This window comes from Streptomyces sp. NPDC029044, assembly GCF_040637495.1.
Lineage (GTDB): Bacteria > Actinomycetota > Actinomycetes > Streptomycetales > Streptomycetaceae > Streptomyces.
On record NZ_JBEZWN010000095.1, the window covers coordinates 1 to 22,331 of the forward strand.

25 protein-coding genes are annotated in these 22,331 nt (G+C 72.8%); 13 read left to right on the plus strand and 12 right to left on the minus strand.

What is annotated here, in order from left to right:
• Both AB0E85_RS37325 and AB0E85_RS37330 read right to left on the minus strand, forming a co-directional pair.
• The coding region (locus AB0E85_RS37325; RefSeq protein WP_361937004.1) for a maltotransferase domain-containing protein at window positions 1-546 on the minus strand (546 nt) is incomplete at its 3' end.
• Between the two features lie 74 nt (window positions 547-620).
• On the minus strand, window positions 621-989 hold the full coding sequence (locus AB0E85_RS37330; protein ID WP_361937006.1) for a DUF5133 domain-containing protein: 369 nt from the start codon (window positions 987-989) through the stop codon (window positions 621-623).
• A 364-nt stretch (window positions 990-1,353) separates the two neighbouring features.
• Here AB0E85_RS37330 and AB0E85_RS37335 point away from each other — a divergent pair, with 364 nt between their 5' ends.
• Window positions 1,354-1,866, plus strand: coding sequence for a pep a2 (locus AB0E85_RS37335; RefSeq protein ID WP_361937008.1), 513 nt, complete (start codon window positions 1,354-1,356; stop codon window positions 1,864-1,866).
• The gene (glgX, locus tag AB0E85_RS37340) at window positions 1,863-4,016 is read left to right on the plus strand and encodes a glycogen debranching protein GlgX (protein ID WP_361937010.1); all 2,154 of its coding nucleotides are present in this window, start codon (window positions 1,863-1,865) and stop codon (window positions 4,014-4,016) included. Before AB0E85_RS37335 ends, glgX begins: the two co-directional genes overlap by 4 nt.
• 22 nt (window positions 4,017-4,038) lie before the next feature.
• Here the strand turns inward: glgX and AB0E85_RS37345 are convergent, their stop codons facing one another.
• A complete protein-coding gene (locus AB0E85_RS37345; RefSeq protein WP_361937012.1) occupies window positions 4,039-4,842 on the minus strand; it encodes a VOC family protein in 804 nt (267 codons plus the stop codon).
• Between the two features lie 246 nt (window positions 4,843-5,088).
• Here AB0E85_RS37345 and AB0E85_RS37350 point away from each other — a divergent pair, with 246 nt between their 5' ends.
• Window positions 5,089-5,409, plus strand: a complete 321-nt coding sequence (locus tag AB0E85_RS37350; protein WP_361937014.1) for an ANTAR domain-containing protein — start codon at window positions 5,089-5,091, stop codon at window positions 5,407-5,409.
• 29 nt (window positions 5,410-5,438) lie between these two features.
• Here AB0E85_RS37350 and AB0E85_RS37355 read toward each other — a convergent pair whose 3' ends face one another.
• Window positions 5,439-6,230 (minus strand): RNA polymerase sigma factor SigF, encoded by a 792-nt coding sequence (locus AB0E85_RS37355; RefSeq protein WP_361937016.1) that lies wholly within the window; start codon window positions 6,228-6,230, stop codon window positions 5,439-5,441.
• 315 nt (window positions 6,231-6,545) lie between these two features.
• Between AB0E85_RS37355 and AB0E85_RS37360 the strand changes: the two genes are divergently transcribed.
• The 4 genes from AB0E85_RS37360 (at window position 6,546) to AB0E85_RS37375 (ending at window position 9,406) form a co-directional block, all read left to right on the plus strand.
• Window positions 6,546-7,001 (plus strand): MarR family transcriptional regulator, encoded by a 456-nt coding sequence (locus tag AB0E85_RS37360; RefSeq protein WP_361937018.1) that lies wholly within the window; start codon window positions 6,546-6,548, stop codon window positions 6,999-7,001.
• Window positions 6,998-7,879 (plus strand): ATP-binding cassette domain-containing protein, encoded by an 882-nt coding sequence (locus tag AB0E85_RS37365; protein ID WP_361937020.1) that lies wholly within the window; start codon window positions 6,998-7,000, stop codon window positions 7,877-7,879. Before AB0E85_RS37360 ends, AB0E85_RS37365 begins: the two co-directional genes overlap by 4 nt.
• Window positions 7,839-8,693: an ABC transporter permease gene (locus tag AB0E85_RS37370; RefSeq protein WP_361937022.1), complete on the plus strand. Its 855-nt coding sequence runs from the start codon at window positions 7,839-7,841 to the stop codon at window positions 8,691-8,693. The genes AB0E85_RS37365 and AB0E85_RS37370 overlap by 41 nt, the downstream gene beginning before the upstream one ends.
• Before the next feature lie 191 nt (window positions 8,694-8,884).
• Window positions 8,885-9,406 (plus strand): hypothetical protein, encoded by a 522-nt coding sequence (locus AB0E85_RS37375; RefSeq protein ID WP_161366602.1) that lies wholly within the window; start codon window positions 8,885-8,887, stop codon window positions 9,404-9,406.
• Window positions 9,407-9,430: 24 nt separating this feature from the next.
• Here the strand turns inward: AB0E85_RS37375 and hemC are convergent, their stop codons facing one another.
• From hemC to ligD, 4 genes are all read right to left on the minus strand, one after another.
• Window positions 9,431-10,366, minus strand: a complete 936-nt coding sequence (gene hemC, locus AB0E85_RS37380; protein ID WP_107459080.1) for a hydroxymethylbilane synthase — start codon at window positions 10,364-10,366, stop codon at window positions 9,431-9,433.
• Between the two features lie 68 nt (window positions 10,367-10,434).
• Window positions 10,435-10,986 carry a hypothetical protein gene (locus AB0E85_RS37385; RefSeq protein ID WP_361937025.1) on the minus strand — a complete coding sequence of 184 codons (552 nt, stop codon included), beginning with the start codon at window positions 10,984-10,986 and terminating at the stop codon, window positions 10,435-10,437.
• 97 nt (window positions 10,987-11,083) lie between these two features.
• Window positions 11,084-11,857, minus strand: coding sequence for an NPP1 family protein (locus AB0E85_RS37390; RefSeq protein ID WP_361937027.1), 774 nt, complete (start codon window positions 11,855-11,857; stop codon window positions 11,084-11,086).
• 142 nt (window positions 11,858-11,999) lie between these two features.
• Window positions 12,000-12,980, minus strand: coding sequence for a non-homologous end-joining DNA ligase (gene ligD / locus AB0E85_RS37395; RefSeq protein WP_361937047.1), 981 nt, complete (start codon window positions 12,978-12,980; stop codon window positions 12,000-12,002).
• Window positions 12,981-13,096: 116 nt separating this feature from the next.
• Here ligD and AB0E85_RS37400 point away from each other — a divergent pair, with 116 nt between their 5' ends.
• Entirely contained in the window at window positions 13,097-13,612 is a 516-nt protein-coding gene (locus AB0E85_RS37400; protein ID WP_361937029.1) for a MarR family transcriptional regulator, read from the plus strand.
• 6 nt (window positions 13,613-13,618) lie between these two features.
• Here the strand turns inward: AB0E85_RS37400 and AB0E85_RS37405 are convergent, their stop codons facing one another.
• Window positions 13,619-14,782: an MFS transporter gene (locus AB0E85_RS37405; RefSeq protein ID WP_361937049.1), complete on the minus strand. Its 1,164-nt coding sequence runs from the start codon at window positions 14,780-14,782 to the stop codon at window positions 13,619-13,621.
• Window positions 14,783-14,872: 90 nt separating this feature from the next.
• On the opposite strand from AB0E85_RS37405, the gene AB0E85_RS37410 reads away from it, so the two are divergent.
• From AB0E85_RS37410 to AB0E85_RS37425, 4 genes are all read left to right on the plus strand, one after another.
• Window positions 14,873-15,634: a helix-turn-helix transcriptional regulator gene (locus AB0E85_RS37410; RefSeq protein ID WP_361937031.1), complete on the plus strand. Its 762-nt coding sequence runs from the start codon at window positions 14,873-14,875 to the stop codon at window positions 15,632-15,634.
• Between the two features lie 50 nt (window positions 15,635-15,684).
• Window positions 15,685-16,065: a DoxX family protein gene (locus AB0E85_RS37415; RefSeq protein ID WP_361937033.1), complete on the plus strand. Its 381-nt coding sequence runs from the start codon at window positions 15,685-15,687 to the stop codon at window positions 16,063-16,065.
• Complete coding sequence (locus tag AB0E85_RS37420; protein WP_361937035.1) at window positions 16,062-16,529, plus strand: peroxiredoxin; 468 nt, start codon at window positions 16,062-16,064, stop codon at window positions 16,527-16,529. Before AB0E85_RS37415 ends, AB0E85_RS37420 begins: the two co-directional genes overlap by 4 nt.
• Before the next feature lie 61 nt (window positions 16,530-16,590).
• Window positions 16,591-18,933 (plus strand): SpoIIE family protein phosphatase, encoded by a 2,343-nt coding sequence (locus tag AB0E85_RS37425; protein WP_361937037.1) that lies wholly within the window; start codon window positions 16,591-16,593, stop codon window positions 18,931-18,933.
• A 2-nt stretch (window positions 18,934-18,935) separates the two neighbouring features.
• Here the strand turns inward: AB0E85_RS37425 and AB0E85_RS37430 are convergent, their stop codons facing one another.
• Both AB0E85_RS37430 and AB0E85_RS37435 read right to left on the minus strand, forming a co-directional pair.
• Window positions 18,936-19,547, minus strand: coding sequence for a DNA polymerase ligase N-terminal domain-containing protein (locus AB0E85_RS37430; RefSeq protein ID WP_361937039.1), 612 nt, complete (start codon window positions 19,545-19,547; stop codon window positions 18,936-18,938).
• 39 nt (window positions 19,548-19,586) lie between these two features.
• On the minus strand, window positions 19,587-20,417 hold the full coding sequence (locus AB0E85_RS37435; protein WP_361937041.1) for an aldo/keto reductase: 831 nt from the start codon (window positions 20,415-20,417) through the stop codon (window positions 19,587-19,589).
• Between the two features lie 109 nt (window positions 20,418-20,526).
• Between AB0E85_RS37435 and AB0E85_RS37440 the strand changes: the two genes are divergently transcribed.
• Window positions 20,527-21,591: a LacI family DNA-binding transcriptional regulator gene (locus AB0E85_RS37440; RefSeq protein WP_361937043.1), complete on the plus strand. Its 1,065-nt coding sequence runs from the start codon at window positions 20,527-20,529 to the stop codon at window positions 21,589-21,591.
• Here AB0E85_RS37440 and AB0E85_RS37445 read toward each other — a convergent pair.
• The coding region (locus AB0E85_RS37445) for a GH32 C-terminal domain-containing protein (RefSeq protein ID WP_361937045.1) at window positions 21,554-22,331 on the minus strand (778 nt) is incomplete at its 5' end. The two genes, AB0E85_RS37440 and AB0E85_RS37445, sit on opposite strands and share 38 nt — an antisense overlap.

Below are 22,331 nucleotides of genomic sequence, written 5' to 3' on the forward strand. Positions count from 1 at the left end.
CAGATCCCGCAGCGGATACCGCGCCAGGACCTCCTCCACCTCCGGCGTCAGCGCCGCCGCGAACCTGTCCGCGGTGGGCAGCAGGTCGTCGCGCAGGGCCCGCGCCGCGGTGAGCAGCACGGCGCGGCCGGCTTCCTTCGGCACGCCGGCCGCTGCCCGCTCGTACAGTTCCGCGCCCTCCTCCAGGACCAGGCCCGGATCGATGCCCGCCGGGATCTTTATGCCCGCCGTGCGGCGCCAGGTGGCCACCGGATCGCTCCAGGCCTCCACCCGGTAGGACCAGCGGCCGACGGTGTCCGCGGTGACCTCGGCGCCCCAGCGGTCGCTGCCGGGGGCGATCTCGCGCATCGGCGTCAACGGGCCGGGCCGGCCCTCGGGGTCCTTCAGGACGACATGGGCCGCCACCGCGTCGTGCCCCTCACGGAACACGGTGGCGGTGACTTCGAACGTCTCACCCACGACCGCCTTCGCCGGCCGGTTGCCGCCCTCCACGGCCGGGCGGACGTCCCTCACCGGGATACGGCCGATGGCCCGGGTCCTCGTCATGGTCCTCACCTCCACCGTGCTCGAAAGCCGGGCCGCGGAGGCCCGGTTCAGGGACTGGATGTGCGGGAAGGGCGTCACCTTCCCGCTGTGGATCTCCGCTCGGAAGCGGGGGATCTGCGCTCCGCCGCCGGCGGTCTTCGTCTCACCGACGCTGCCGGGCGGGGCCGTTCGGCCGGTTCCTGCGCACAGGTGATGTGCTGCTCCTGGAGGCAGGTGATCTGCTGTTCCTGCAGATAGGTGACGTGGTTGGTGCGCAGGTACCGTTCGGCCGCGTCGGCGGCCTCCCGCGCGCAGCGCTTGCCCATCAGCACGCAGAGCGTGTAGCCGGAGTCCTCGAAGGTGGTCCGCACCGTGCGATCGTTCGGTGCCGCGAGCATCACGCGTTCCCAGGCCCGGTAACGCCGCAACTGCCGGGCGACTTCGGCTTTGGCGGGTAGCAGCATGGCGCCGATCACCTTTCGGGGCTCGAGGGGCACGGTCTCCCGACGGTCGGACGGCGGCCGTGCGCACAGCGGCACGGACCCGTAACGGCGATCGAGTTCTTCACACATGGTGCACGTGAGGCGACACAGCGTCTTGTTGGATCTTCAACCAGTGGTGGCTCTGCGCGGCCGTTAGAGCAGGTCCCAGTCCGCTCACTTGTGTACTCCCCCGCCTCAACCGTGCGCTCGTGTTGCACGAACGGGCTAGCACCCTCAGGCTGAGGGTGACTCAGAAGCGATAGGCGCTCACGTTCCGTGTTCGGGGCTCGTCCCGCAGGACCGCGGGAGCGAGAAGGAGCTGAGCTTCGCGGTGAGGAGCCGACCGATGAAGACCGCAGTGCCCTGCTACTACCACCTCGACGTGGAAGTCAGCCCGGAACGGGTGGGACAGGTCAGCCGCATTCTGGCCGCTCACCTGAAGTTCTGGGACCTGGACAACCTGGTCCAGCCCGTCTGCGGCGGTGCCGAGATGCTGCTCAAGGCCATCGACGAACACGCCACGGACAAGAACACGTCGATCGAGATGTGGTGGAACGGGCAGCACCTGATCACCGCCATCGGGGACAACGACCGTGCCCTGCGCCCGGACCAGGAGCTGCGAGGCTGCCTGGAGCACCTCGCGGCCATGAGCGACGGCTGGGGCTGCTGCGCCACCGAGACCGGCAGCAAGGTCATCTGGTTCTCGCAGCGCGCCCGCGCCGGCGAACGCGTCCCCCTGGTCCCGACCGCGCCCGCGCCGCGGGAGAGCGAGGGCCTCGACGTGCCCCGCGAGGTCCCGGTCACCCAGCTGGCCGCCCCGGCCGTCACACCGGACGAGGTCCTGGAGGACGCCCGGTGACCCGCCGGCAGACTCGGAAAGGGGTGTCCGCCTGGAGCGGGCGCCCCTACCCGCTGGGTGCGGCCTACGACGGGGAGGGCACCAACTTCGCGCTCTTCAGCGAGGTCGCCGAACGCGTCGAGCTGGTCCTCGTCGACGACGACGGCACCCACACCCCGGTGCCGCTGAACGAGGTCGACGGCTTCGTGTGGCACGGCTACCTCCCCGGCGTCGGCCCCGGCCAGCGCTACGGCTACCGGGTGCACGGACCGTGGGCCCCGGCCGCCGGGCACCGCTGCAACCCGGCGAAACTGCTGCTCGACCCGTACGCCCGTGCGGTGGACGGGCAGATCGACAACCACCCCTCGCTCTACGAGCGCAACCCGGACGGCCCCGACCCGGCCGACAGCGCCGGGCACACCATGCTCGGCGTGGTGACCGACCCGGCCTTCGACTGGGGCGACGACACCCGGCCCTGCCGCGCCTACGCGGACACGGTGATCTACGAGGCGCACGTCAAGGGCATGACCCGCACCCACCCCGAGGTGCCCGAGGAGCTGCGGGGCACCTACGCCGGGCTGGCGCACCCCGCGGTCGTCGAGCACCTGACCTCCCTCGGCGTCACGGCCGTGGAGCTCATGCCGGTCCACCAGTTCGTCCACGACGGGGTGCTGCACGACAGGGGCCTGGCGAACTACTGGGGCTACAACACCATCGGCTTCTTCGCGCCCCACAACGGCTACGCCGCCCACGGCACCCGCGGGGGGCAGGTCGCCGAGTTCAAGCAGATGGTGAAGACCCTGCACGCGGCCGGCCTCGAAGTGATCCTCGACGTGGTCTACAACCACACCGCCGAGGGCAACGAGATGGGCCCCACCCTGTCCTTCCGCGGGATCGACAACTCCTCGTACTACCGCCTGGTCGACGGCGACTGGGAGCACTACTACGACACCACCGGCACCGGCAACAGTCTGCTGATGCGGCACCCTTATGTCCTCCAGCTGATCATGGACTCGCTGCGGTACTGGGTGACCGAGATGCACGTCGACGGCTTCCGCTTCGACCTCGCGGCGACGCTCGCCCGGCAGTTCCACGAGGTGGACCGGCTGTCGGCGTTCTTCGACCTCATCCAGCAGGACCCGGTGATCAGCCGCGTCAAGCTCATCGCCGAGCCCTGGGACGTCGGCGAGGGCGGCTACCAGGTGGGCAACTTCCCGCCGCTGTGGTCGGAGTGGAACGGGATGTACCGCGACGCGGTCCGTGACTTCTGGCGCGGCGAGGACCACACGCTCGGCGAGTTCGCCTCCCGGCTCACGGGCTCCTCCGACCTGTACCAGCACAGCAGGCGCCGCCCCCGCGCCAGCGTCAACTTCGTCACCGCCCATGACGGCTTCACCCTCCGCGACCTCGTCTCTTACAACGACAAGCACAACGAGGACAACGGCGAGGGCAACCAGGACGGCGAGAGCACCAACCGCTCCTGGAACTGCGGCGCCGAGGGGGCGACCCGAGACCCCGCGGTGCTGGAGCTGCGCACCCGCCAGCAGCGCAACTTCCTCGCCACGCTGCTGCTGTCCCAGGGCATCCCGATGCTCTCCCACGGCGACGAACTCGGGCGCACCCAGGGCGGCAACAACAACGCCTACTGCCAGGACAACGACATCTCCTGGATCGACTGGCGGCTCACCGACGAACAGCGCGACCTGCTGGAGTTCACCCGGTACCTGATCCGGCTGCGCACCGGCCACCCCGTACTGCGCCGGCGCCGCTTCTTCCGCGGCGAGACCCTCACCCGGGCGGACCAGCCGCTGCCCGACCTGGTGTGGCTGGCGCCGGACGCCCGCGAGATGACCGACGACGACTGGCAGCGCGGCGACGCGCACTCCGTCGGCGTGTTCCTCAACGGCGACGCCATCGCCGAACCCGACGCGTGGGGCCGCCCGGTCGTCGACGACTCGTTCCTGCTGCTCCTCAACAGTCACTGGGAGCCGGTCGGCTTCCGCCTGCCGAAGGCGTCCTACGGCGAGCGGTGGACGGCCCTGATCGACACGGCCGACCCGGAGGGCACGCCGGACGAGGCGGAGCACAAGGCGGGTACGGGCCTGACCGTCGGGGCCCGCAGCCTGGTCCTGCTGTCCCGGCCGTCACGGGCGGCCCGCGAGAAGGAGTGAACGCGCGAAGGAGTGAAGCGGGTCAGCGGCCGCGGCGCGCGGTCACCGTGAACTGCGCGCCGTCGTGGTCCCGCAGGACCGCCTCGTCACTGCCCTTGGACAGCACGCTGCCGCCGTGCAGCTCCGCGGCGCGGGCGCAGGCCTCGACGTCGTCGACGGAGAAATGGACCTGCCAGTGCGGCCGGATGGCGGGGTCGGGGGCCGCCTCCAGGGCGCCGGACTCGATCCGGGCCACCACGTCCCCACGGCTGCGCAGCACGACCTCGCCACCCTCGTAGTGGACCTCGCAGCAGCCGGGGCGCTGCGTGGCCCAGTCGAGGACCTCGCCGTAGAAGATCGCCGCGTCGAACGCGTCACGGGTGTGGAGCGTGATGAAGGCCGGCTGCGCGTTGCGCCAGGTCTCCCAGTCGGTGAAGAGGTCGCCCTCCCAGATGCCGAAGGTCGCCCCGTCGCGGTCGGCCAGCAGCGCCGCCCGGCCCGGCGGCAGGGAGATCGGCCCGACGGCGACCGTGCCCATGCGCTCCTGCACCCGGGCGGCCGCGTCGTCCGCGCTGCGCACCGCGAAGTACGGCGTCCACGCCACCGCCATCTGCCACATGGCCGCCACCCCCGCGATCCCGGCCACCGGCGAGCCGTCCACCAGCGCGATCCGGAACCGGTCCCCGAGCTTGGCCGGCCGCCACTGCCAGCCCAGCACGGCCCCGTAGAACTCCTCGGTCGCCTTGACGTCCCTGCTGGTCAGGCTCACCCAGCAGGGCGCCCCGAACACTGAGTGTGATGAGACGACGTCCTTCGTGCCGGAGGAGGTGGGCATGTCGTGGTTCATGGCAGTCGCGTCCTGATCTCGTCGGCCTGGCAGCCACCGGAGGATTGACACCAGTGTCCAACCGGAACCGGTGTGGGCGCCTGCCGAGTACCCCGGCGGGGGCGCCGAAACGGTGTCCGGCCTGGTCCGCCCCGGTGGCACCGGGCGGCCCGAGTGACGACGATGGAGGGGTCGGACACTGCGTCAAGGTACTCAAGCACCCTGTGCGACCTCGGGCGCAGCGGCGCACCGGACCCGGAGGTGACCATGCCCACGGACGGGGGCTCGGATCGGATCTTCGCGCTCCAGGAAGAGGTCCAGCAGCTGAAGGAGGCGGTCGTCTCCCACGCCGTCGTGGACCAGGCGATCGGGATGGTCGTCGCGCTCGGCCGGATCTCCCCCGACCAGGGGTGGACCGTGCTGAAGGAGGTCTCCCAGCACACCAACATCAAGCTGCGCAACGTCGCCGAACTGATCCTCGTCTGGGGGCGCACGGGCGTGATGCCCGAGGAGATCCGGGCCGCCCTGGAGGACGCCCTCGACCGCACCGGCCCGACGCAGATCCCCGGTTCGCCGCCGGAGGCGTGACCCCGGCGGCACCGGAACCGGGCCTCGCTTCAGCGGGCCTCCGCCAGCAGTTCCTCACGCAGATGGGCGAAGCAGCTGCTGAGCAGCCGCGAGACGTGCATCTGCGAGATGCCGAGCTGCTCGGCGATCCGGCTCTGCGTCATGCCCTTGAAGAACCTCAGATAGAGGATGATGCGCTCGCGCTCGGGCAGCGCCTCCAGGCAGGGCCTGACGGCCACCCGGTCCACGACGGTGTCGAAGGCCGGGTCGGGCCCGCCGATCGCGTCCCCCAGGGCGTAGCCGTCGGTCCCGGGCATCTCGGCCTCCAGCGACAGCGCGGAGAAGCACTCCAAGGCCTCCATGCCGGTGCGCACCTCGCCCTCCGTGAGCTGGGCGTACTCGGCGATCTCGGCGACCGTGGGGGAGCGGCCCGGGGTGGTCTGCGACAGCTCCTTCGCGGCGTGCCGCACCCGGTTGCGCAGGTCCTGGACCCGGCGGGGGACGTGCAGCGTCCACATGTGGTCGCGGAAGTGGCGCTTGATCTCCCCGGTGACGGTCGGCACCGCGTACGCCTCGAAGGCGTTGCCGCGGGCCGGGTCGTAGTGGTCGACCGCCTTCACGAGACCGAGGGCCGCCACCTGGTACAGATCCTCCAGGGCCTCGCCCCGGCCCCGGAAGCGGACGGCGATCCGCTCGGCCATGGGGAGCCAGGCCTCGACCAGCTCGTCGCGCAGGGCCTTGCGCTCGGGTCCCTCGGGCAGCCGCGCGAGCCGCGCGAACGCCGCGGCGGTGTCGGGCGCGTCGTCGTGGGGGTGCGGTCGGGTGCTGCCGGCGATACGCATGGTGCGCACCTCCCTGAGCAGGTGCTGAGTGGACAGACACCGTGGGAGGAGCGGACTCGGGCCTCACGACAGAGCACCGGGGGCACGGCCTGCCGGCTCCCACGCACGTGCCTCCTGTCCGAAGCACTTCCCTGCCCATCCCCGGGCAGGGGCAAAGCGAAACAATTAAGACAATACGGCAATCGGGTGCCGTAGGCGCTCCCAGTTCGCCGCCGATCGGATCCGCTGCCGCTCCCGGGCACCCTTGAGCTGTCTTGACCTCCCTTGACCTCACCTTGGGTCGATTAGCTCTGCTACAGAGCTAATCTCGGCGGCATGGAGCCGGAGACCTTCCCCGAAGAGCTGGCCGACGCACTCGTCGGCGTCCAGCGGCTGATCCGGCGGCGCCTGCGGCGGCAGACCCCCGACCCGCGGCTGCGCGGCGCCGAGGTGGAACTGCTGCGCCTGGTCGTGGTGCGGCCCGGCATCGGCATCTCCGACGCGGCCAGGGACCTGGGTCTGGCGGCCAACTCGGTGTCCACCCTCGTCAACCAGCTGGCGGGGGCGGGCTACCTGGTCCGCGAGACCGACCCTTCCGACCGGCGGGCCGCCCGGCTGCTGCCCACCCCCGCCGCCGAGACGCGGCTGCGCGACTGGCGCCGGCGCCGGGCCGAACTCGTCCGCCGCCACGTGGCGCGCCTCGACGAGCCGGACCGGCGGGCGCTTCAGGCGGCGATCCCGGCTCTGCGCAAGCTGGCCGACACCCTGCACGAGGAGGCCGAGGAGTCATGACACCGGACACCGCCCCGCCCGGGGCCGGCCGGGCCGCTCCGCCCCGGGCCGACGCCGTCGTCTGCACCGGGCTCACCTACGCCTTCGGCGACCACAACGCCGTGGACGGACTCGACCTCACCGTCGGGCAGGGCGAGGTCTTCGGGCTGCTCGGGCCCAACGGCGCGGGCAAGACCACCGCCATCCGCTGCATCACCACCCTGCTGCCCGTGCGCGCCGGCATGGTCCGCGTCTTCGGCCACGACGCCGCCGGGGACCGCATGGCCGTCCGCCGCCTGCTCGGCTACGTCCCGCAGCAGCTGTCCGCGGACGCGGGACTCACCGGGCGGGAGAACGTCGCCCTGTTCGCGCGGGTCTTCGACGTGCCCCGCGCGGAACGCGCCGAGCGGGTCACCCAGGCCCTGACCGCGGTCGGCCTCGCCGACGCCGCCGACCGGCTGGCCGCCACGTACTCCGGCGGCATGGTCCGCCGGCTCGAACTCGCCCAGGCTCTGGTCAGCGCCCCGCGGCTGCTGATCCTCGACGAGCCCACCATCGGCCTCGACCCGATCGCCCGCACCGGCGTGTGGGAGCACATCGGCGCCGTCCGCGAAGCCACCGGCATGACCGTGCTCGTGACCACCCACTACATGGACGAGGCCGACCAGTACTGCGACCGGGTCGCCCTGATGCACCGCGGCCGCATCCGGGCCCTCGGCACCCCGGCCGAGCTCAGGGCGGGACTCCGCGCCCAGCGCAGCGCCGCGGGGGCGGGCCGGGACGTGCCGCCCACGCTGGAGGACGTCTTCCGGGACGTGGCCGGCAGCGGTCTCGACGACCAGGCAGGAGATTTCCGCGATGTCCGAAGCACCCGCCGCACCGCGCGCCGCGTCGGCTGACCCCGCCCGCGGTATCGACCTGCTGCTGAAACCCCCGCCGCCCCGCGCCGGTTGGCGGCTGCTGCCCGCCCGCGTCGGCGCGATGTGCGCGGTCGAACTGCAGAAGCTGCGCCACGACCGCACCGAGCTCTACACCCGGGCGATCCAGCCCGCCCTCTGGCTGCTGATCTTCGGTCAGACCTTCACCCGGATCAAGGCGATCCCTACCGGCGGCATCCCGTACGTCGACTACCTGGCGCCCGGCATCATCGCCCAGTCCGCGATGTTCATCGCCATCTTCTACGGCATCCAGATCATCTGGGAACGCGACGCCGGCGTCCTCAACAAGCTCCTCGTCACCCCGACCCCGCGGTCGGCGCTGATCACCGGCAAGGCGTTCGCGGCCGGGGTGAAGTCGCTCGTCCAGGCCGTCGTCGTGCTCCTCATCGCCGCCCTGCTCGGCGTGGCCCTGACCTGGAACCCGCTCAAGCTGCTCGCCGTCGCCGCCATCGTCGTCCTCGGCTCGGCCTTCTTCTCCTGTCTGTCGATGACCATCGCCGGCATCGTCCTCAGCCGCGACCGCCTCATGGGCATCGGGCAGGCGATCACGATGCCGCTGTTCTTCGGTTCCAACGCCCTGTACCCGGTGTCGGTGATGCCGGGCTGGCTACAGGGCGTCAGCACGGCCAACCCGCTCAGCTACGAGGTGGACGCCCTGCGCGGCCTCCTTCTCGGCACACCGCACCATCTGGCGTCCGACTTCGCGGTGCTGTGCATCGCCGCCGCGCTCGGCGTCACCGCCGCCTCGGCCCTGCTGGGCCGGCTGGCCCGTTGATCTTCACTCGTGGAAGTGATGTGCGGCACGCCGGGGCAAGCGCTTTCTCCGCTTGTTTCCGGATAACCGCTGGGCACGGCTTGATCACCGATCAAAAAGGATGAACTGCCTGGCCACAGCGCATTCTGCTCATTTGACAGTGCGCTGAGACCACAGATAGGAAGCAGCTTCCAGAGGTCGAGAGGTGCAGCGTGTACGAGCCGAACGTGGTCGGGGACTGGCAGGAGTACGACGAGCATGCCGGTCTGCGCGTCCGCGTCCACCGTCTGGAACTGGCCGAGCCGCCCCGAGGCCGGGACGACGCCGCCGACGGACTGACGTACTTCTGCCTCCGCGTGACGGTCGAGAACCGCGGCAGCCGCCACCTCGGCGTCCACCTCGAGGACGGCCAGATCGACGTGCGGCTCGGCCCGGATGGGGAGAGCGCCTTCATCGACTGGCGCAACTCGCAGTTCATCGAGGGCTTCGACGTCTACCCGCTGCGCCGCGCCACCGCCGTGCTGTACGCGGCCGGCGCCGAGGCGTCCCTGGGTCTCGTGGACGTCCAGGTGCAGTTGCGCGTCGAGGAGGAGTGGACCGGCCGCCGGCTCTGGGCGGGCGGCATCGGGGCGCACGAGGGCCCTGCCGGGGCCCAGCAGGGTCCCGTGCGGGACAGCCTGGCGCACCAGGTGAGCGTCTTCCTGCGGGACCAGGCGGAGGAAGGCACCGCCTGATCCCGTGTCAGGGAGTCGCGCGGATCAGTGCGGGATGCCGTCGATGATCTCGCGGGCGCCCTGGCGCAGCAGGGCGACGGCGACCGAGGTGCCGAGCGTGGCGGGGTCGAGCCGGCCCGCCCACTCGTGGGCGTTGAGCCGGGTCTTGCCGTCCGGGGTGAACACACAGGCCCGCAGGGACAGTTCGCCACTGCGGTCGACCTGGGCGAAGCCGGCGATGGGGCTGTTGCAGTGCCCCTGGAGCACATGCAGGAACATGCGTTCGGCGGTGGTCTCCCGGTAGGTGTCCGGGTCACCCAGGCCGCTCACCGCGTCGATCAGCGCGGCGTCTCCCTCACGGCATTGCAGCGCCAGCACGCCCGCGCCGATGGGCGGCATCATCGTCTCGGTCGAGAGGATCTCGCTGATCACGTCCTCGCGGCCGATGCGCTCCAGGCCGGAGACCGCGAGCAGCAGGGCGTCCGCCTCGCCAGCTTCCAGCTTCGCCAGACGCTTGTTGGCGTTGCCGCGGAACGGCACGCACTCCAGGTGGGGGTGCGTGGCGGCCAGTTGCGCGACGCGGCGCACCGAGGAGGTGCCGATCCGCGTCCCGGCCGGCAGCTCGTCCAGGGTGAGTCCGCCCGGGTGGATCAGGGCGTCGCGGATGTCGTCCCGCTTGAGGAAGGCGGCGAACACCGTGCCCGCCGGGAGCGGCCGGTCGGCGGGCACGTCCTTCACACAGTGCACGGCGAGGTCGGCCTCGCCGGCCAGCAGCGCCGCGTCGACCTCCTTGGTGAACGCGCCCTTGCCCTCGACCTGGGACAGATCGCCCATCCACTTGTCGCCGGTGGTCTTCACCGGTACGACCTCGGTGCGCACTCCGGGGTGGGCGGCGGCCAACTCGGCCCGGACGCGCTCCACCTGGGCGAGCGCCATGGGGGAGTCGCGGGAGACGATACGAATCAGTTCGGGGACGGACATGCGGACACGATAGACCCTTCCGCGGGGGCGTTCGTCCCGTACCTCCTCCGACTGCCGGGTATCGGGCGTCAGTTCGGGACGAGCGGATCGCTCAGTTCCACCGCCCGCAGGGCCGCGGCGAGGGCCCGCTCGTCGCCGACGTCGCGGGCGGTGTCGGTGAGCTTCACGACGTGCTTGTCACCGTGCGCGAGGGCGCGTTCCAGCACCTCCTGCGCCGTGCACCGGGGCGCGGGGACGTCCGCGACGGGCTCGGCGGTGGGGTACATGGCGGTGACGGCCGCGGACGCGGTCCACGCCGCGCGCAGGCTCGGTGCCCGCAGCGCGCGAGGCAGGGAGCCGAGGGTGCGCAGGACAGCGTTGGGTGCGGTCGCCGCGTGCACCAGCATGGTCGCCTCGCCGTGGCCGTGGGTGGCGTGGCGGTGGGTCGCGGCCCGAACCAGTCCGGTGAGGCGGTCCCGGGCGGTGTCCGGGTCGGTCACGTCGTCTGCCCGGCCGTGCGCGGCGAGCGCCTCCACGACCATCGGGGCGTGGTTGGTGAGCCGGCCGAGCCGCTCCGGCCCCGAGGCGTGCAGGCGGCCGAGGGCGTCTTCGAGGTTCCCTGTCGAGTCGTGCGTGTCCATGCCGGGACGCCATGCGGCCGCCCGCGCCGGGGGATCGGGCGCGGGGCGGAAGCCCGACCCCACCGGAGGCCCAGGGCCTCCGGCGGGGCCGGTGTCGTCAGGCGTACGGGTCGAAGGGGATGCCGGAGGGCTTGGCTTTGGCGAGGTGGCCTGCGAAGTTGCCGTCCTTCAGGCCGAAGTTGGCGCTGCCGAAGTTGTACGACGTGAGCTTGTCGCGCACCCCGGCCGGGTAGCCGTTCCAGCCGACCAGCGCCGGGTACTGCCAGGTGCGCTTGTGGTTCTCCGGCGGCTCGTCGTTCCCGTTCGCGGCGCGGAAGCAGTGAGTACTGACGCCGTCCTTGTGGTAGACGATCTTCGCGTGCGTGCCCTCGAAGCGGATCGCGGACGCCGCGTGCACGGTGAACCCGCCGTGGTTGGACGTCGAGACGTACTTGACCTGGTTGTCGTGCACGAACACCGCGACGTGCTCGAAGTCGTGCCGGTGGCCTCCGATGCTGCTGCCGGCCAGCGCCTGGTCCTTCTCGAAGTACAGGGCGTACAGGATGGCGCACCAGCCGTTGTTGCACTTGGAGCGCGCGTAGCCGTTGGTGTTGTCGAGGTCCGAGGCGTCCCGGCAGTTGCCGTTCAGGGCGCCGGTCGGGTTGAGCCCGCCGTTCACGGTGCCGTCCGGGCCGATCGCGGGCGTGGAGTAGCAGCCGTCGGTGTCGTAGTCGTAGGCGGGCTGGTACGTCTGCTCCAGGGCGTCCGCGTTGGCGGGCAGCGCCGACGGTGGGGCGGCGTAGGCCGTGGCGGGGGAGGCGAGGACGAGGGCGGCGGCACCGGCCGCTCCGGCGATCCATCTCCTGCGGTGGGCGAACGGGCGTGACGACACTGCGTCCTCCTCGGTCCGGGCGCAGCCCAACGGCTGTGGGGGAAAGGGAGGTTCAGCTTCCAGGCTGATCGCGTTCATGCCAAGGGGGGCGGAGGGTCCGAACGGTGAATCAGAGCCCAATAGTTGGGGCCGCCCGTCCGTTTCAGACCATGTCGTCCGGGATGTCGGCCGCGGCCTCCTCGGGCGCGAGGTCGGGCCGGAGCCGCAGCCAGGACGGCTGCCGGAGCAGCCCCTCCCGGGTGCGGGTGCTGTAGCGGACCTCGCCGACGAGGCGGGGTACGACCCAGTGCGCGCCCGGAGCGCGCGGGGCGGGGTCGAAGGGACAGACGTCACTCGCGGCGGACTCCAGCAGCGCGGCGAGTTCGGTGCGTTCGGCCTCGCTCCAGCCGGTGCCCACGCTGCCGACGTAGCGCAGCCGGCCCGCCGCGCGCTGCCCGACCAGCACCGCGCCGGGCAGGCCGGTGAGCCGTCCCTTGCCGGGTTGCCAGCCGCCGACCAGGACGTCCTCGGTGCGCATGTTGCGGATCTTGATCCAGGCCCGGGAGCGCACCCCCGGTTCGTACACCGAGTCGAGCCGCTTGCAGACCAGGCCCTCCAGGCCGTGCTCCTGGGTGGCGCGCAGGGCCGCGGCGCCGTGGCCGACGAGTGCGCGCGGGGTCGACCAGGAGGGTCCGGCGAGGCCGAGGTCCTCCAGTGCCGCGCGGCGTCGGGCGTAGGGGAGTCGCAGGAGGGAGTCGCTGCGCAGGTGCATCAGGTCGAACAGCACGAGATGGACCGGGACCTCCGCGGCCCGCCGCGCGGCCCTGGCGGGGGCGTGGGCGAGACCCATCCGGGACTGCAGCAACTGGAAGCTGGCGCGGCCCTGGTCGTCCAGGGCCATGATCTCGCCGTCCAGTACGGCGCGTGTGGTGCCGAGGGCGGTGCCCAGCGGCCGCAGTTCGGGGTAGGCGGCCGTGATGTCGTCACCGGAGCGGGCGCGCAGCAGCACACTGCCGTCCCCGGGCAGGTAGACCACCACGCGCTGGCCGTCCTGTTTGGTCTCGTAGGCCCAGCGCGCGTCCTGCGCGGCGGGAGGCAGGGTGCCGGACGTGGCGAGCATGGGCGGGATCAGCGGCAGGTCCACGGGTGAGGTGTCGACGCCCCGGCGGGCCGCCACGCGTGTTCTGCGGCTGTTTCCCCTGAACGGGGTGAACCACTCGATTTACTTGAGTTACGCAACGAGATGGTACCGTGGTGCTCATGCCCACACCACCGCTCCCCGACGACCCCTCCCCGGAAGTGACCGAGATCGAGCGTGCGCTCACCCGCATCACCTACCTGAGCACGCGGGCCCGTCGGCACGAGCGGCTGATGGCCCTCGCGGGCGTGCCGCTCGACCGCGCCGCCGTCGCCCTGCTGCGGCAGATCGCCGACTCCGAGCCGCAGCGCCCGGGGGAGCTCGCCGCGCGGCTGGGCGTGGAGGCCTCGCACGTCACACGCACGGTGCAGCAGTTGCAGAAGACCGGGTACGTCACCCGCGTCCCCGACCCGGACGACCGGCGCGCCCAGCGTATCGAGCTCACCGACGCCGGGGGCGAGGCCATCGCCAAGGTCCGCGAGGCCGGTGTCCGCGGCATGCAGATGGCTCTCTCCGACTGGTCCCCGGAGGAACTGCGGCAGCTCGCGACGCTCTTCCACCGCATGGTCGACGACTTCCTCGCCCATGCCGTCGACGAGGAAGACGAATCCGGCTCGGCCCCGGCCGGCACCGCCTGATCCCGGTCACCGTGCCGCCGGACCAAGGGGATCGGACCGCTCGGCCGCTGTCGCTGCCGTCTCCGGCGGCGCCGGCTCGCGCAGTCCGCACAGCAGCAGCCTGCCCAGCGCGGGCAGCGCGACGAGCGGCAGCAGGGCCGACCGCAGGGACGTCGCGTCGGCCAGCGCCCCGAGCGCCGGGGCCGCGAGGCCGCCGACGCTCACGGTCAGGCCCAGCGTGACCCCGCTCGCGGTCCCCGCGCGCCGGGGCAGGAAGTCCTGGCCCAGCGTGATGTGCAGCGAGAACGGCACGTACAGACCCGCCGACGTCAGCGCCACGAACAGGTACACCGGCGGCCCGGGCACCAGGACGAGACCGGCCACGGCCAGGACCGTCAGGGCGTACGACCGGCGCACCACCGTCATCCGCCCGTACCGCTCGGCCAGCCGACCCCCGATCAGCGTGCCGGCCGCGCCGCCGGCGTAGAGCACGAAGAGGGCCGCCGTGCCGGCCGCCGCACCGCCACCGGTGCGCTCCCGCACGTACAGCGAGACGAACGTGCCCAGGCCCACGAACACCACGGAGCGGCACACCACGGCCCCGGACAGCCGCAGGAAGGATCCCCAGTCGTCCTCGCCCGCGGTTGCGGACGCGGCGGCACTCCTGGCGCCGGAGCCCGCCGAGCGCACCGCCGCCGCGCACAGCGCCGCCCCCGCCAGGGCCGGGACGATCAGCAGGGGAGAGGCGCGCAGCCCGCCCGTGGCCACCACGGCGAAGACCAGCACAGGAGCGAGGGCGAAGCCTGCGTTGCCGCCGAAGGAGAACCAGCCCATCGCCGTGTGGCGGCCCCGTGCGACGGCCCGCGCCACCCGGGCGGCCTCCGGATGGTAGGCGGCCACACCCATCCCCGACACGGCCACCACCGCCAGCGTCAGCGCGTAGGAGCCGGTCACCCCGCTCAGGGCGACGCCCGCCCCGGCCGTCAGTGCGCTCAGCGGCAGCAGCCACGGCATCGCCCACCGGTCGGTGAGCACCCCGAACAGCGGCTGCACCAGCGACGACAGCAGGGACGCCGCCAGGACGACACCCGAAGCGGCGGCGTAGGAGTAGGCACGCTCGGCGACGAAGTACGGAACCAACGCGGCCACGGCCCCCTGGTACACGTCCACGCAGGCGTGCCCCAGGGACATCAGGGGGACGGATCGATCATGTCTCGAAGTGCTCACCCGGCGATCGTCGTCCCCGAAGCGGCCGGCCCGCTTCCGATAATCTGCCGTGCTGTGCCGAACATCCGCCACACTCCGACGGCCCCGACCCGCACCCAGTGGCTCACCGCCGGCGACCGCATCGACGCGCACCGGCACGACGACCACCAGATCGTCTACGCCGGCGCCGGAGTCGTCGCCGTCACCACCGACGCCGGGACCTGGTTCGCGCCCGGCACCCGCGCCATCTGGGTCCCCGCCGGCACCGTGCACGCCCACCGGGCCCACGGCCGGCTCGACCTGCATCTGGTGGGCCTGCCCGCCGGCGACAACCCCCTCGGCCTCGACCGTCCGGCCGTGCTCGTCGTCAGCCCGCTGCTGCGCGAACTGATCCTCGCCCACACCCGTGACCCCGGCGACGACAGTCCCGAGCGCCGCCGGCTGGCCGCCGTCCTGCGCGACCAGCTGCGCCTTTCCCCCCAGCAGCCCCTGCGGCTGCCCGCCCCCGCCGACCCGCGCCTGGCCGCCGTCTGCGCGCTCGTGCACGCCGATCCGGCCGACGTGCGCACGCTCGCGCAACTCGGCGCCGCGACCGGGGTGGGGGAGCGGACGCTCAGCCGGCTCTTCCGCCGCGAGTTCGGCATGACGTTCCCGCAGTGGCGCACCCAGTCGCGGCTGTACCACGCCTTGCGGCTGCTGGCCGACGGCCTGCCCGTCACGACCGTCGCCCACCGCTGCGGCTGGTCCTCCGCCAGTGCCTTCATCGACGTCTTCCGCCGCTCCTTCGGCTGCACGCCGGGCAGACATCCCGGGCACTCGCCGGACCCGGTGAACTGACCTGACTACCGTCCGGTAATAATGCGCGGCAGGCTTTCAGAGGAGGAACCGTGCCCCGGTCCGAACGCTCGCCCCTGCTGCTCGCCGGCCTCCTGGCCACCGCGGGCGTCGCCCACTTCGCCACCCCACGCCCGTTCGACGCCACCATCCCGCGGAGTCTGCCCGGCACACCGAGGGCCTGGACCTATGCCAGCGGCGCCGCCGAGCTCGCGCTGGCCGCCGGCCTGGCACTGCCGCGCACGCGCAGGGCCGCCGCGCTGGCCACGGCGGCCTTCTTCGTCGGCGTGTTCCCCGCCAACGTCAAGATGGCCGCCGACTGGCGCCACCGCCCCACCCCGCAGAAGGCCGCCGCCTTCGGACGCCTGCCCTTGCAGGTGCCCCTGGTGCTCTGGGCCCGCGGCGTCGCCCGGAACGCGGAGGGCAGGTCGTGACCGCGCGCGTGGAGGCCGGGGACAAGGTCGAGGACTTCGCCCTGCCCGACGAGACCGGCACCGTCCGCACCCTGACCGGTCTCCTCGCCGAGGGCCCCGTCGTGCTCTTCTTCTACCCGGCCGCCCTGACCCCCGGCTGCACCGCCCAGGCCTGTCACTTCCGCGACCTCGCCGCCGAGTTCGCAGCCGTCGGCGCCCGGCCCGTCGGCATCAGCGGCGACGACGTCGAGCGGCAGCAGGAGTTCGCCGGCCGGCACGGCCTCGGCATGCCGCTGCTGTCGGACTCCGACGGCGTGGTCCGCGAGCGGTTCGGAGTGAAACGCGGCTTCTCCCTCGCGCCCACCAAGCGCACCACGTTCGTCATAGCGCAGGACCGGACCGTCCTCGACGTCGTACGCAGCGAACTGCGCATGAACGCGCACGCCGACCGGGCGCTCACCGCACTGCGCGCCCACCGGCCCTGACACGGTCACGAATGCTGCGTCGCGGTTGATACAGGGCGGCAAAGGGATAATCCTGGACGATATGGAGGACGCCTCCGCTGCTGCGATCATCGACGCCCGCGGCATTCTGACGGGGTGGAGCGAGGGTGCCCGGCGCTTGACCGGCTACCCGGCCCAAGAGGCCCTGGGCCGTGCCGCGCGGGACCTGCTCGCCGAGACCGTGCCGCCCGAGGCGGTGTCCGCGCGCTCCGGCACCGTCATGGTGCGGCACCGCGACGGCTACCTCGTCGGGCTCCGCGTCAGAGCCTGCGCCGTCACGGGCCCGGACGGGGAAGCGAGCGGGTACGTGATCACCGCCGCGTCGCCCGGGGCCGGGGAGACGTCCCTCGCCGGCCGCGCCTTCCAACAGGCGTCCATGTCGATGTCCGTCTTCGACGTCAACCAGCGCTACCTGCGGCTCAACGACGCCGCGTGCCATGTGATGGGCGTGTCCGAGGAGACGCTGCTCGGCCGGCACTTCCCCGAGACGGTGGAGGAGGCCGAGCACAGCCGCGGCTTCAACTGGCACCTGCGGCACGTCGTCCAGACGGGCCGCCCGCTGCGGTACGAGAGCTACACCGGCGCACCGGCCCTCAACCGGGAGCACGCCTGGGTCACCGAGATGTGGCCGGTGCGGGATGCCGACGGCGAGCTCGTGGGGACCGCCCTGGCCGCCTTCGACAGCACCGAGCAGTACTGGGCCCGGCAGCGCCTCGCCCTGCTGAACGAGGCCGCCGCCGGGATCGGCACCACCCTGGACGTGGTCCGCACGGCCGAGGAGCTGATCGGGGTCGTGATTCCCCGGTTCGCGGACTTCGCGAGCGTCGACCTGTTCGACTGGGTGCTCGGATCGGACGAGGCGCCCTCGGCGCCGGCCGAGGAGATCACGCTGCGGCGGGTCGCGCACGGCTCCGTCACCGAGGGCACTCCGGAGGCGGCCGTCCATCTGGGGGCGGTGGACGTCTACCCCGCGTTCTCGCCGATCGCCCGGGCCATGCGGGAGGGCCGGGCCATCATCAGCCAGGCGGGAGAGCCGGCGTTCATGCGCTGGGTCGCCGAGCGCAACTCCCGCGCCCCGGAGGGACGCCCCTACCGCCAGGGCGTCCATTCGATGATGGCCGTGCCGCTGCGGGCCCGTGGCACCACGCTCGGCGTCGCCGTGGCCGTGCGGGTGGCGCAGCCCGACGACTACGCCGACGACGACGCGGTGTTCGCCGAGGAACTCGCCAGCCGGGCCGCGGTCTGCGTCGACAACGCCCGCCGCTTCGCCCGCGAACGCACCACCGCCCTGGCCCTCCAGCACAGCCTGCTGCCCAGGGGCCTGCCCGGCCAGGCCGCCGTCCAGGTCGCCCACCGCTACCTGCCCTCGGGCTCGGCGGCCGGCATCGGCGGCGACTGGTTCGACGTCATCCCGCTCTCCGGCAGCCGCGTGGCGCTGGTCGTGGGGGATGTCGTGGGCCACGGCATCCCTTCCACGGCGACCATGGGCCGGCTGGTCACGGCCGTCCGCACCCTCGCCGACGTGGACCTGCCGCCGGACGAACTCCTCACCCACCTCGACGACCTGGTCACCCACCTCGCCTCGGACGACCTGGGCGACGAGGTCGCCGAGCTGGGCGCGACCTGCCTCTACGCCGTCTACGACCCGGTCACGCGCCGGCTGAACCTGGCCGCCGCCGGGCACCCCGCACCCGCCCTGGTGCTGCCCGACGGATCCGCCCGGCTGATCCCCATGAGCGCGGGGCCCCCGCTGGGCGTGGGAGGGCTGCCGTTCGAGGCGACGGAGCTCCAGCTGCCCGAGGGCTCCGTCGTCGCCCTCTACACCGACGGGCTCATCGAGGACCGCGACCGCGACGTCGACCACGCCACCGACGAGCTGTGCCGGGCCCTGACCGTGCCCGCCGACTCGCTGGACGCCCTGTGCGACACCGTGCTCAAGGCCGTCCTGCCGGAGGAGCCCGGCGACGACGTGGCCCTGCTCCTGGCCCGGACCCGGGCGCTGGGCGCCGACCAGGTCGCCACCTGGGACGTCACCCCCGACCCCGCGGAGGTGGCCGCCACCCGGCAGGCCGCCACCGACCAGCTCACCGCGTGGGGCCTGGACGAGACGGCCTTCGTCACCGAACTCGTCGTCAGCGAACTGGTCACCAACGCCATCCGGTACGGCGCCCCACCCATCCAGCTCCGCCTGATCCGGGACCAGACCCTCATCTGCGAGGTGTCCGACGGCAGTTCGACCTCCCCGCACCTGCGGCGGGCGCACCAGGACGACGAGGGTGGCCGCGGACTGCTGCTGGTCGCCCAGCTCACCCAGCGCTGGGGCAGCCGGCAGACCACCCGGGGCAAGACGATCTGGTGCGAACAGTCACTCACACCGATGTTCTGACCTCACTCCCCGGCCGCGTCGGAGGCGACCTGGGCGAGCGTGCGGCCGGACATGGCCGAGCGCGCGCGGCGGGGATCGGGAGCTCCCTGCGTACGGGCGGGGCCTCCGGCCCGCCTCACCAGCAGCCACGCCTCCTCGCCGTCGCCCCGGCCGTCGCGGAACCGGGTCAGGGCGTACGCGCCGCGCAGCTTGGAACCGCTCAGCCGGAACGTGGCGTGCCCGCGCTCCAGCGACTGAGCGAAGTCGACGGGCCGGCCCTCGCGGTCGTGGCTCAGCGGCTCGTACGTGCCGTGGTCCCAGACGATCACCGTGCCGCCGCCGTACTCGCCGCGGGGGATCACGCCCTCGAACTCCTCGTACTCCAGCGGATGGTCCTCCGTGGGCACGGCCAGCCGCTTGTCCTTGGGGTCCGCCGAAGGGCCTTTCGGGATCGACCAGGACTTCAGCACGTCGCCCACCTGCAACCGGAAGTCGAAGTGCATCGTGCTCGCGTCGTGGATCTGCACCACGAACCGGGGCCTGTCGCCGGGCGGTGCTCCGCGTCCCCGGGGCTCGCCGGTCCGGTCGAAGTCGCGCTTGCCGCGGTAGTCCCGCAGCCGGTCCCGCTCAGCCACGTGCAGCTCCTTCCTGCCTCGCGCGCCCCCGGGTACCCGTCAGAACTCCTCGTGCACCTCGGGGTCGGCGCCGCCCCTTTGCCGTGGCCTGTCCGCGACCGCGCGCATCTCGTCCTCGCTCAGCTCGAAGCCGAAGACGTCGAGGTTGGCGCGCTGCCGCTCCGGGTTGGCCGACTTCGGGATGGGCACCGCGCCCAGCTGCGTGTGCCACCGCAGCACCACCTGCCCGGGCGACACCCCGTGCGTCTCGGCGATCCGCGTCACGGCGGGATCCTCCAACAGGGGCGTGCCCCGGCCCAGCGGGCTCCAGCTCTCGGTGACGATGCCCTTGGCCGCGTGGAAGGCGCGCAGCTCGTCCTGCGGCCAGAAGGGGTGCAGCTCGACCTGGTTGACCGAGGGCAGCACCCCGGTCTCCTTCTCCAGCCGCTCGATGTGCCCGGCCGTGAAGTTCGAGACGCCGATCGAGCGGACCAGTCCCTCCTCGCGCAGCTTGATCATGGCCTTCCACGCGTCGACGTACCGGTCCACGCGCGGCAGCGGCCAGTGGATCAGGTAGAGGTCGACGTACTCCAGGCCGAGGCGGGCCCGGGACTCCTCGAAGGAGGCGAGGGTCTCCTCGTAGCCGTGGTGCCGGCCCGGGAGCTTCGTCGTCACGACGATCTCCGCGCGTGGCACCACACCGGAGGCCACGCCACGGCCGACCCCCGTCTCGTTGCGGTAGTTCGTCGCCGTGTCGATGAGACGGTAGCCCGCCTCCAGGGCCGAGAGCACCGCCTGCTGCGCCTCGTCGTCGCCGAGCGGCCAGGTGCCCAGGCCCAGGGCGGGGAGCGTCGTACCGTCGTTGAGCGTGTGGGTCGGGATGCTGATCACCGTCGGGCCTTCCCGTTGACTGTGCGTACGGCTGTGTCGTCCCTCCAGCCTCACGGATAGGGTGAGCAATGATCAACCGGACACGTGGGGGATGAGGACGGCGGACGGCATGGGCAGCGCCGAGGGGAAGCCGGTGACGGGGTCGGGACGTCCCACCTCGCGGGACGTCGCGCGGCTCGCCGGCGTGTCGCACACCGCCGTGTCCTTCGTGTTCAACGGCCGCGCCGCCGGCAACCTCTCGCCCGCCACCCAGGAACGCATCCGGCAGGCCGCAGCGCAGCTCGGCTACCGGCCCGACCCCGTCGCCCGCGGCCTGCGCCGCAGCCGTACGGCCGTCATCGGCCTGGTCACCGACGAGATCGCCTCCTCGCCGTTCGCCGGGCGGCTGCTGCGCGGGGCCATGGACACCGCCTGGGCCGGCGAGCACCTCGTCCTCACCGTCGACTCCGGCGGCGACCCGGACAAGGAGGACGCGGCGGTGGCCGAACTCCTCGACCGGCGCGTCGACGGCATCATCTACGCGGCCATGTCCCTGCGCAGCGTCCGCGTCCCCGAGGGCCTGCACCGCACCCACTCCGTCCTGGCCAACTGCCTGCCCGAGGACGGCTCACTGCCCGCCGTCATCCCCGCCGAGCGGGCCGGCGGGCGCAGTGCGGCCCGGCTGCTGCTGGAGCAGGGGCACCGGCGGCTCGCGATCGTCGGGGGGAGTGACGACATCGCCTCGGTCGAGCGGCTGCGCGGCTTCCGCGACGCGCTGCGCGCAGAGGGCATCACCGTCCCCCGGGACTGGATCGTCCGGACCGGAGGGGAGATCTCCGGCGGCCACGAGGGCGCCACGCGCCTGCTCGACGGTGCTCCGCCCGGGGCCCGGCCCACCGGGATCTTCACCTACAACGACCGGGTTGCCGCGGGCGTCCTGCACGCCGCGGCCCGCCTCGGCATCGCCGTCCCCGGCGCACTGTCGGTGGTGGGCTACGACGACCAGGAGCACATGGCCGCCCACCTCGCGCCACCCCTCACCACCGTCGCCCTGCCCCACCGGGCCATGGGGGAGGCGGCCGCGCGCCTGCTGCTCGACTCCATCGGCACCGGCCGGACACCGCCCGCAACCGTGCGGCGCCTGGCCTGCCCGGTGATCAGCCGCGCGTCGGTGGGACCAGCGCCCACCCGGTGACGGACGCGCCCGGCGTCACGCTCAACTCCCTTACATCGTCCGCGCGTTCGTAGACGCGCTCGGTGACCGTGGCCCGGTCGCCGACGAACAGCTCGTACAGCGAGCCGTCCACGAGGACGCGCACCGTCAGCCTCTCGGCCGGCGGTACCGGGACGACGATCGGTGCCCCTGCCTCCCTGCGGGGCCAGTCGTCTCGGTCGAACGTCACGGTGCCCCCGTCCGGGTCCAGCCGGAGCGTGAGTTCGGCGCCCCCGGCCGACCGCAGCAGGCTGACGGTGGTGTGCTCGCCGGCGGTGACCGTCAGGTCGTAGGCCGTCGGCAGCCCGGCCCGGCCAGGGGCCGTCACGAACGGTTCGGCGGCGTGCAGCCTCCGCAGCTCCGGCGCCGGGGACACGCGCAGCGCCCCGTCCGGGTGGACGTCGACGACACGGGGTGCGGTCAGTACACCCGCCCAATCGGCCTCGCCCTGCTCCCGGGCCTCCCACGACCAGCCCCACAACAGGGCGCGGTCCGGCTCCTGAAGCACGGCGGGAGCGTAGAAGTCGCGGCCGTGGTCGAGCAGGCCGCCGGTGCGCGCGGTGAAGCGCAGGTCCGCGTCCAGACGGCCCGTCAGGTAGCCCGTGGTCCAGGGGTCCCCGTCCCACAGAGCCACCGCCAGCACCCACGCGCCGCCCTGCGCGGCGTACAGCTGCGGGCACTCCCAGCCGGTCGCCCGGCCGCCGAACGCGGCCCGGGCGACC

What these genes read in the sequence shown, in the direction of transcription:
- AB0E85_RS37360 (WP_361937018.1), top strand. Translation starts at nt 6,546, where the DNA reads ATGGAGCCGGAGACCTTCCCCGAAGAGCTGGCCGACGCACTCGTCGGC.
- AB0E85_RS37345 (WP_361937012.1), bottom strand. Translation starts at nt 4,842, where the DNA reads ATGAACCACGACATGCCCACCTCCTCCGGCACGAAGGACGTCGTCTCA.
- AB0E85_RS37335 (WP_361937008.1), top strand. Translation starts at nt 1,354, where the DNA reads ATGAAGACCGCAGTGCCCTGCTACTACCACCTCGACGTGGAAGTCAGC.
- AB0E85_RS37425 (WP_361937037.1), top strand. Translation starts at nt 16,591, where the DNA reads ATGGAGGACGCCTCCGCTGCTGCGATCATCGACGCCCGCGGCATTCTG.
- AB0E85_RS37370 (WP_361937022.1), top strand. Translation starts at nt 7,839, where the DNA reads ATGTCCGAAGCACCCGCCGCACCGCGCGCCGCGTCGGCTGACCCCGCC.
- hemC (WP_107459080.1), bottom strand. Translation starts at nt 10,366, where the DNA reads ATGTCCGTCCCCGAACTGATTCGTATCGTCTCCCGCGACTCCCCCATG.
- AB0E85_RS37330 (WP_361937006.1), bottom strand. Translation starts at nt 989, where the DNA reads ATGCTGCTACCCGCCAAAGCCGAAGTCGCCCGGCAGTTGCGGCGTTAC.
- AB0E85_RS37385 (WP_361937025.1), bottom strand. Translation starts at nt 10,986, where the DNA reads ATGGACACGCACGACTCGACAGGGAACCTCGAAGACGCCCTCGGCCGC.
- AB0E85_RS37355 (WP_361937016.1), bottom strand. Translation starts at nt 6,230, where the DNA reads ATGCGTATCGCCGGCAGCACCCGACCGCACCCCCACGACGACGCGCCC.
- AB0E85_RS37400 (WP_361937029.1), top strand. Translation starts at nt 13,097, where the DNA reads ATGCCCACACCACCGCTCCCCGACGACCCCTCCCCGGAAGTGACCGAG.
- AB0E85_RS37350 (WP_361937014.1), top strand. Translation starts at nt 5,089, where the DNA reads ATGCCCACGGACGGGGGCTCGGATCGGATCTTCGCGCTCCAGGAAGAG.
- AB0E85_RS37440 (WP_361937043.1), top strand. Translation starts at nt 20,527, where the DNA reads ATGGGCAGCGCCGAGGGGAAGCCGGTGACGGGGTCGGGACGTCCCACC.
- AB0E85_RS37365 (WP_361937020.1), top strand. Translation starts at nt 6,998, where the DNA reads ATGACACCGGACACCGCCCCGCCCGGGGCCGGCCGGGCCGCTCCGCCC.
- AB0E85_RS37405 (WP_361937049.1), bottom strand. Translation starts at nt 14,782, where the DNA reads ATGTCCCTGGGGCACGCCTGCGTGGACGTGTACCAGGGGGCCGTGGCC.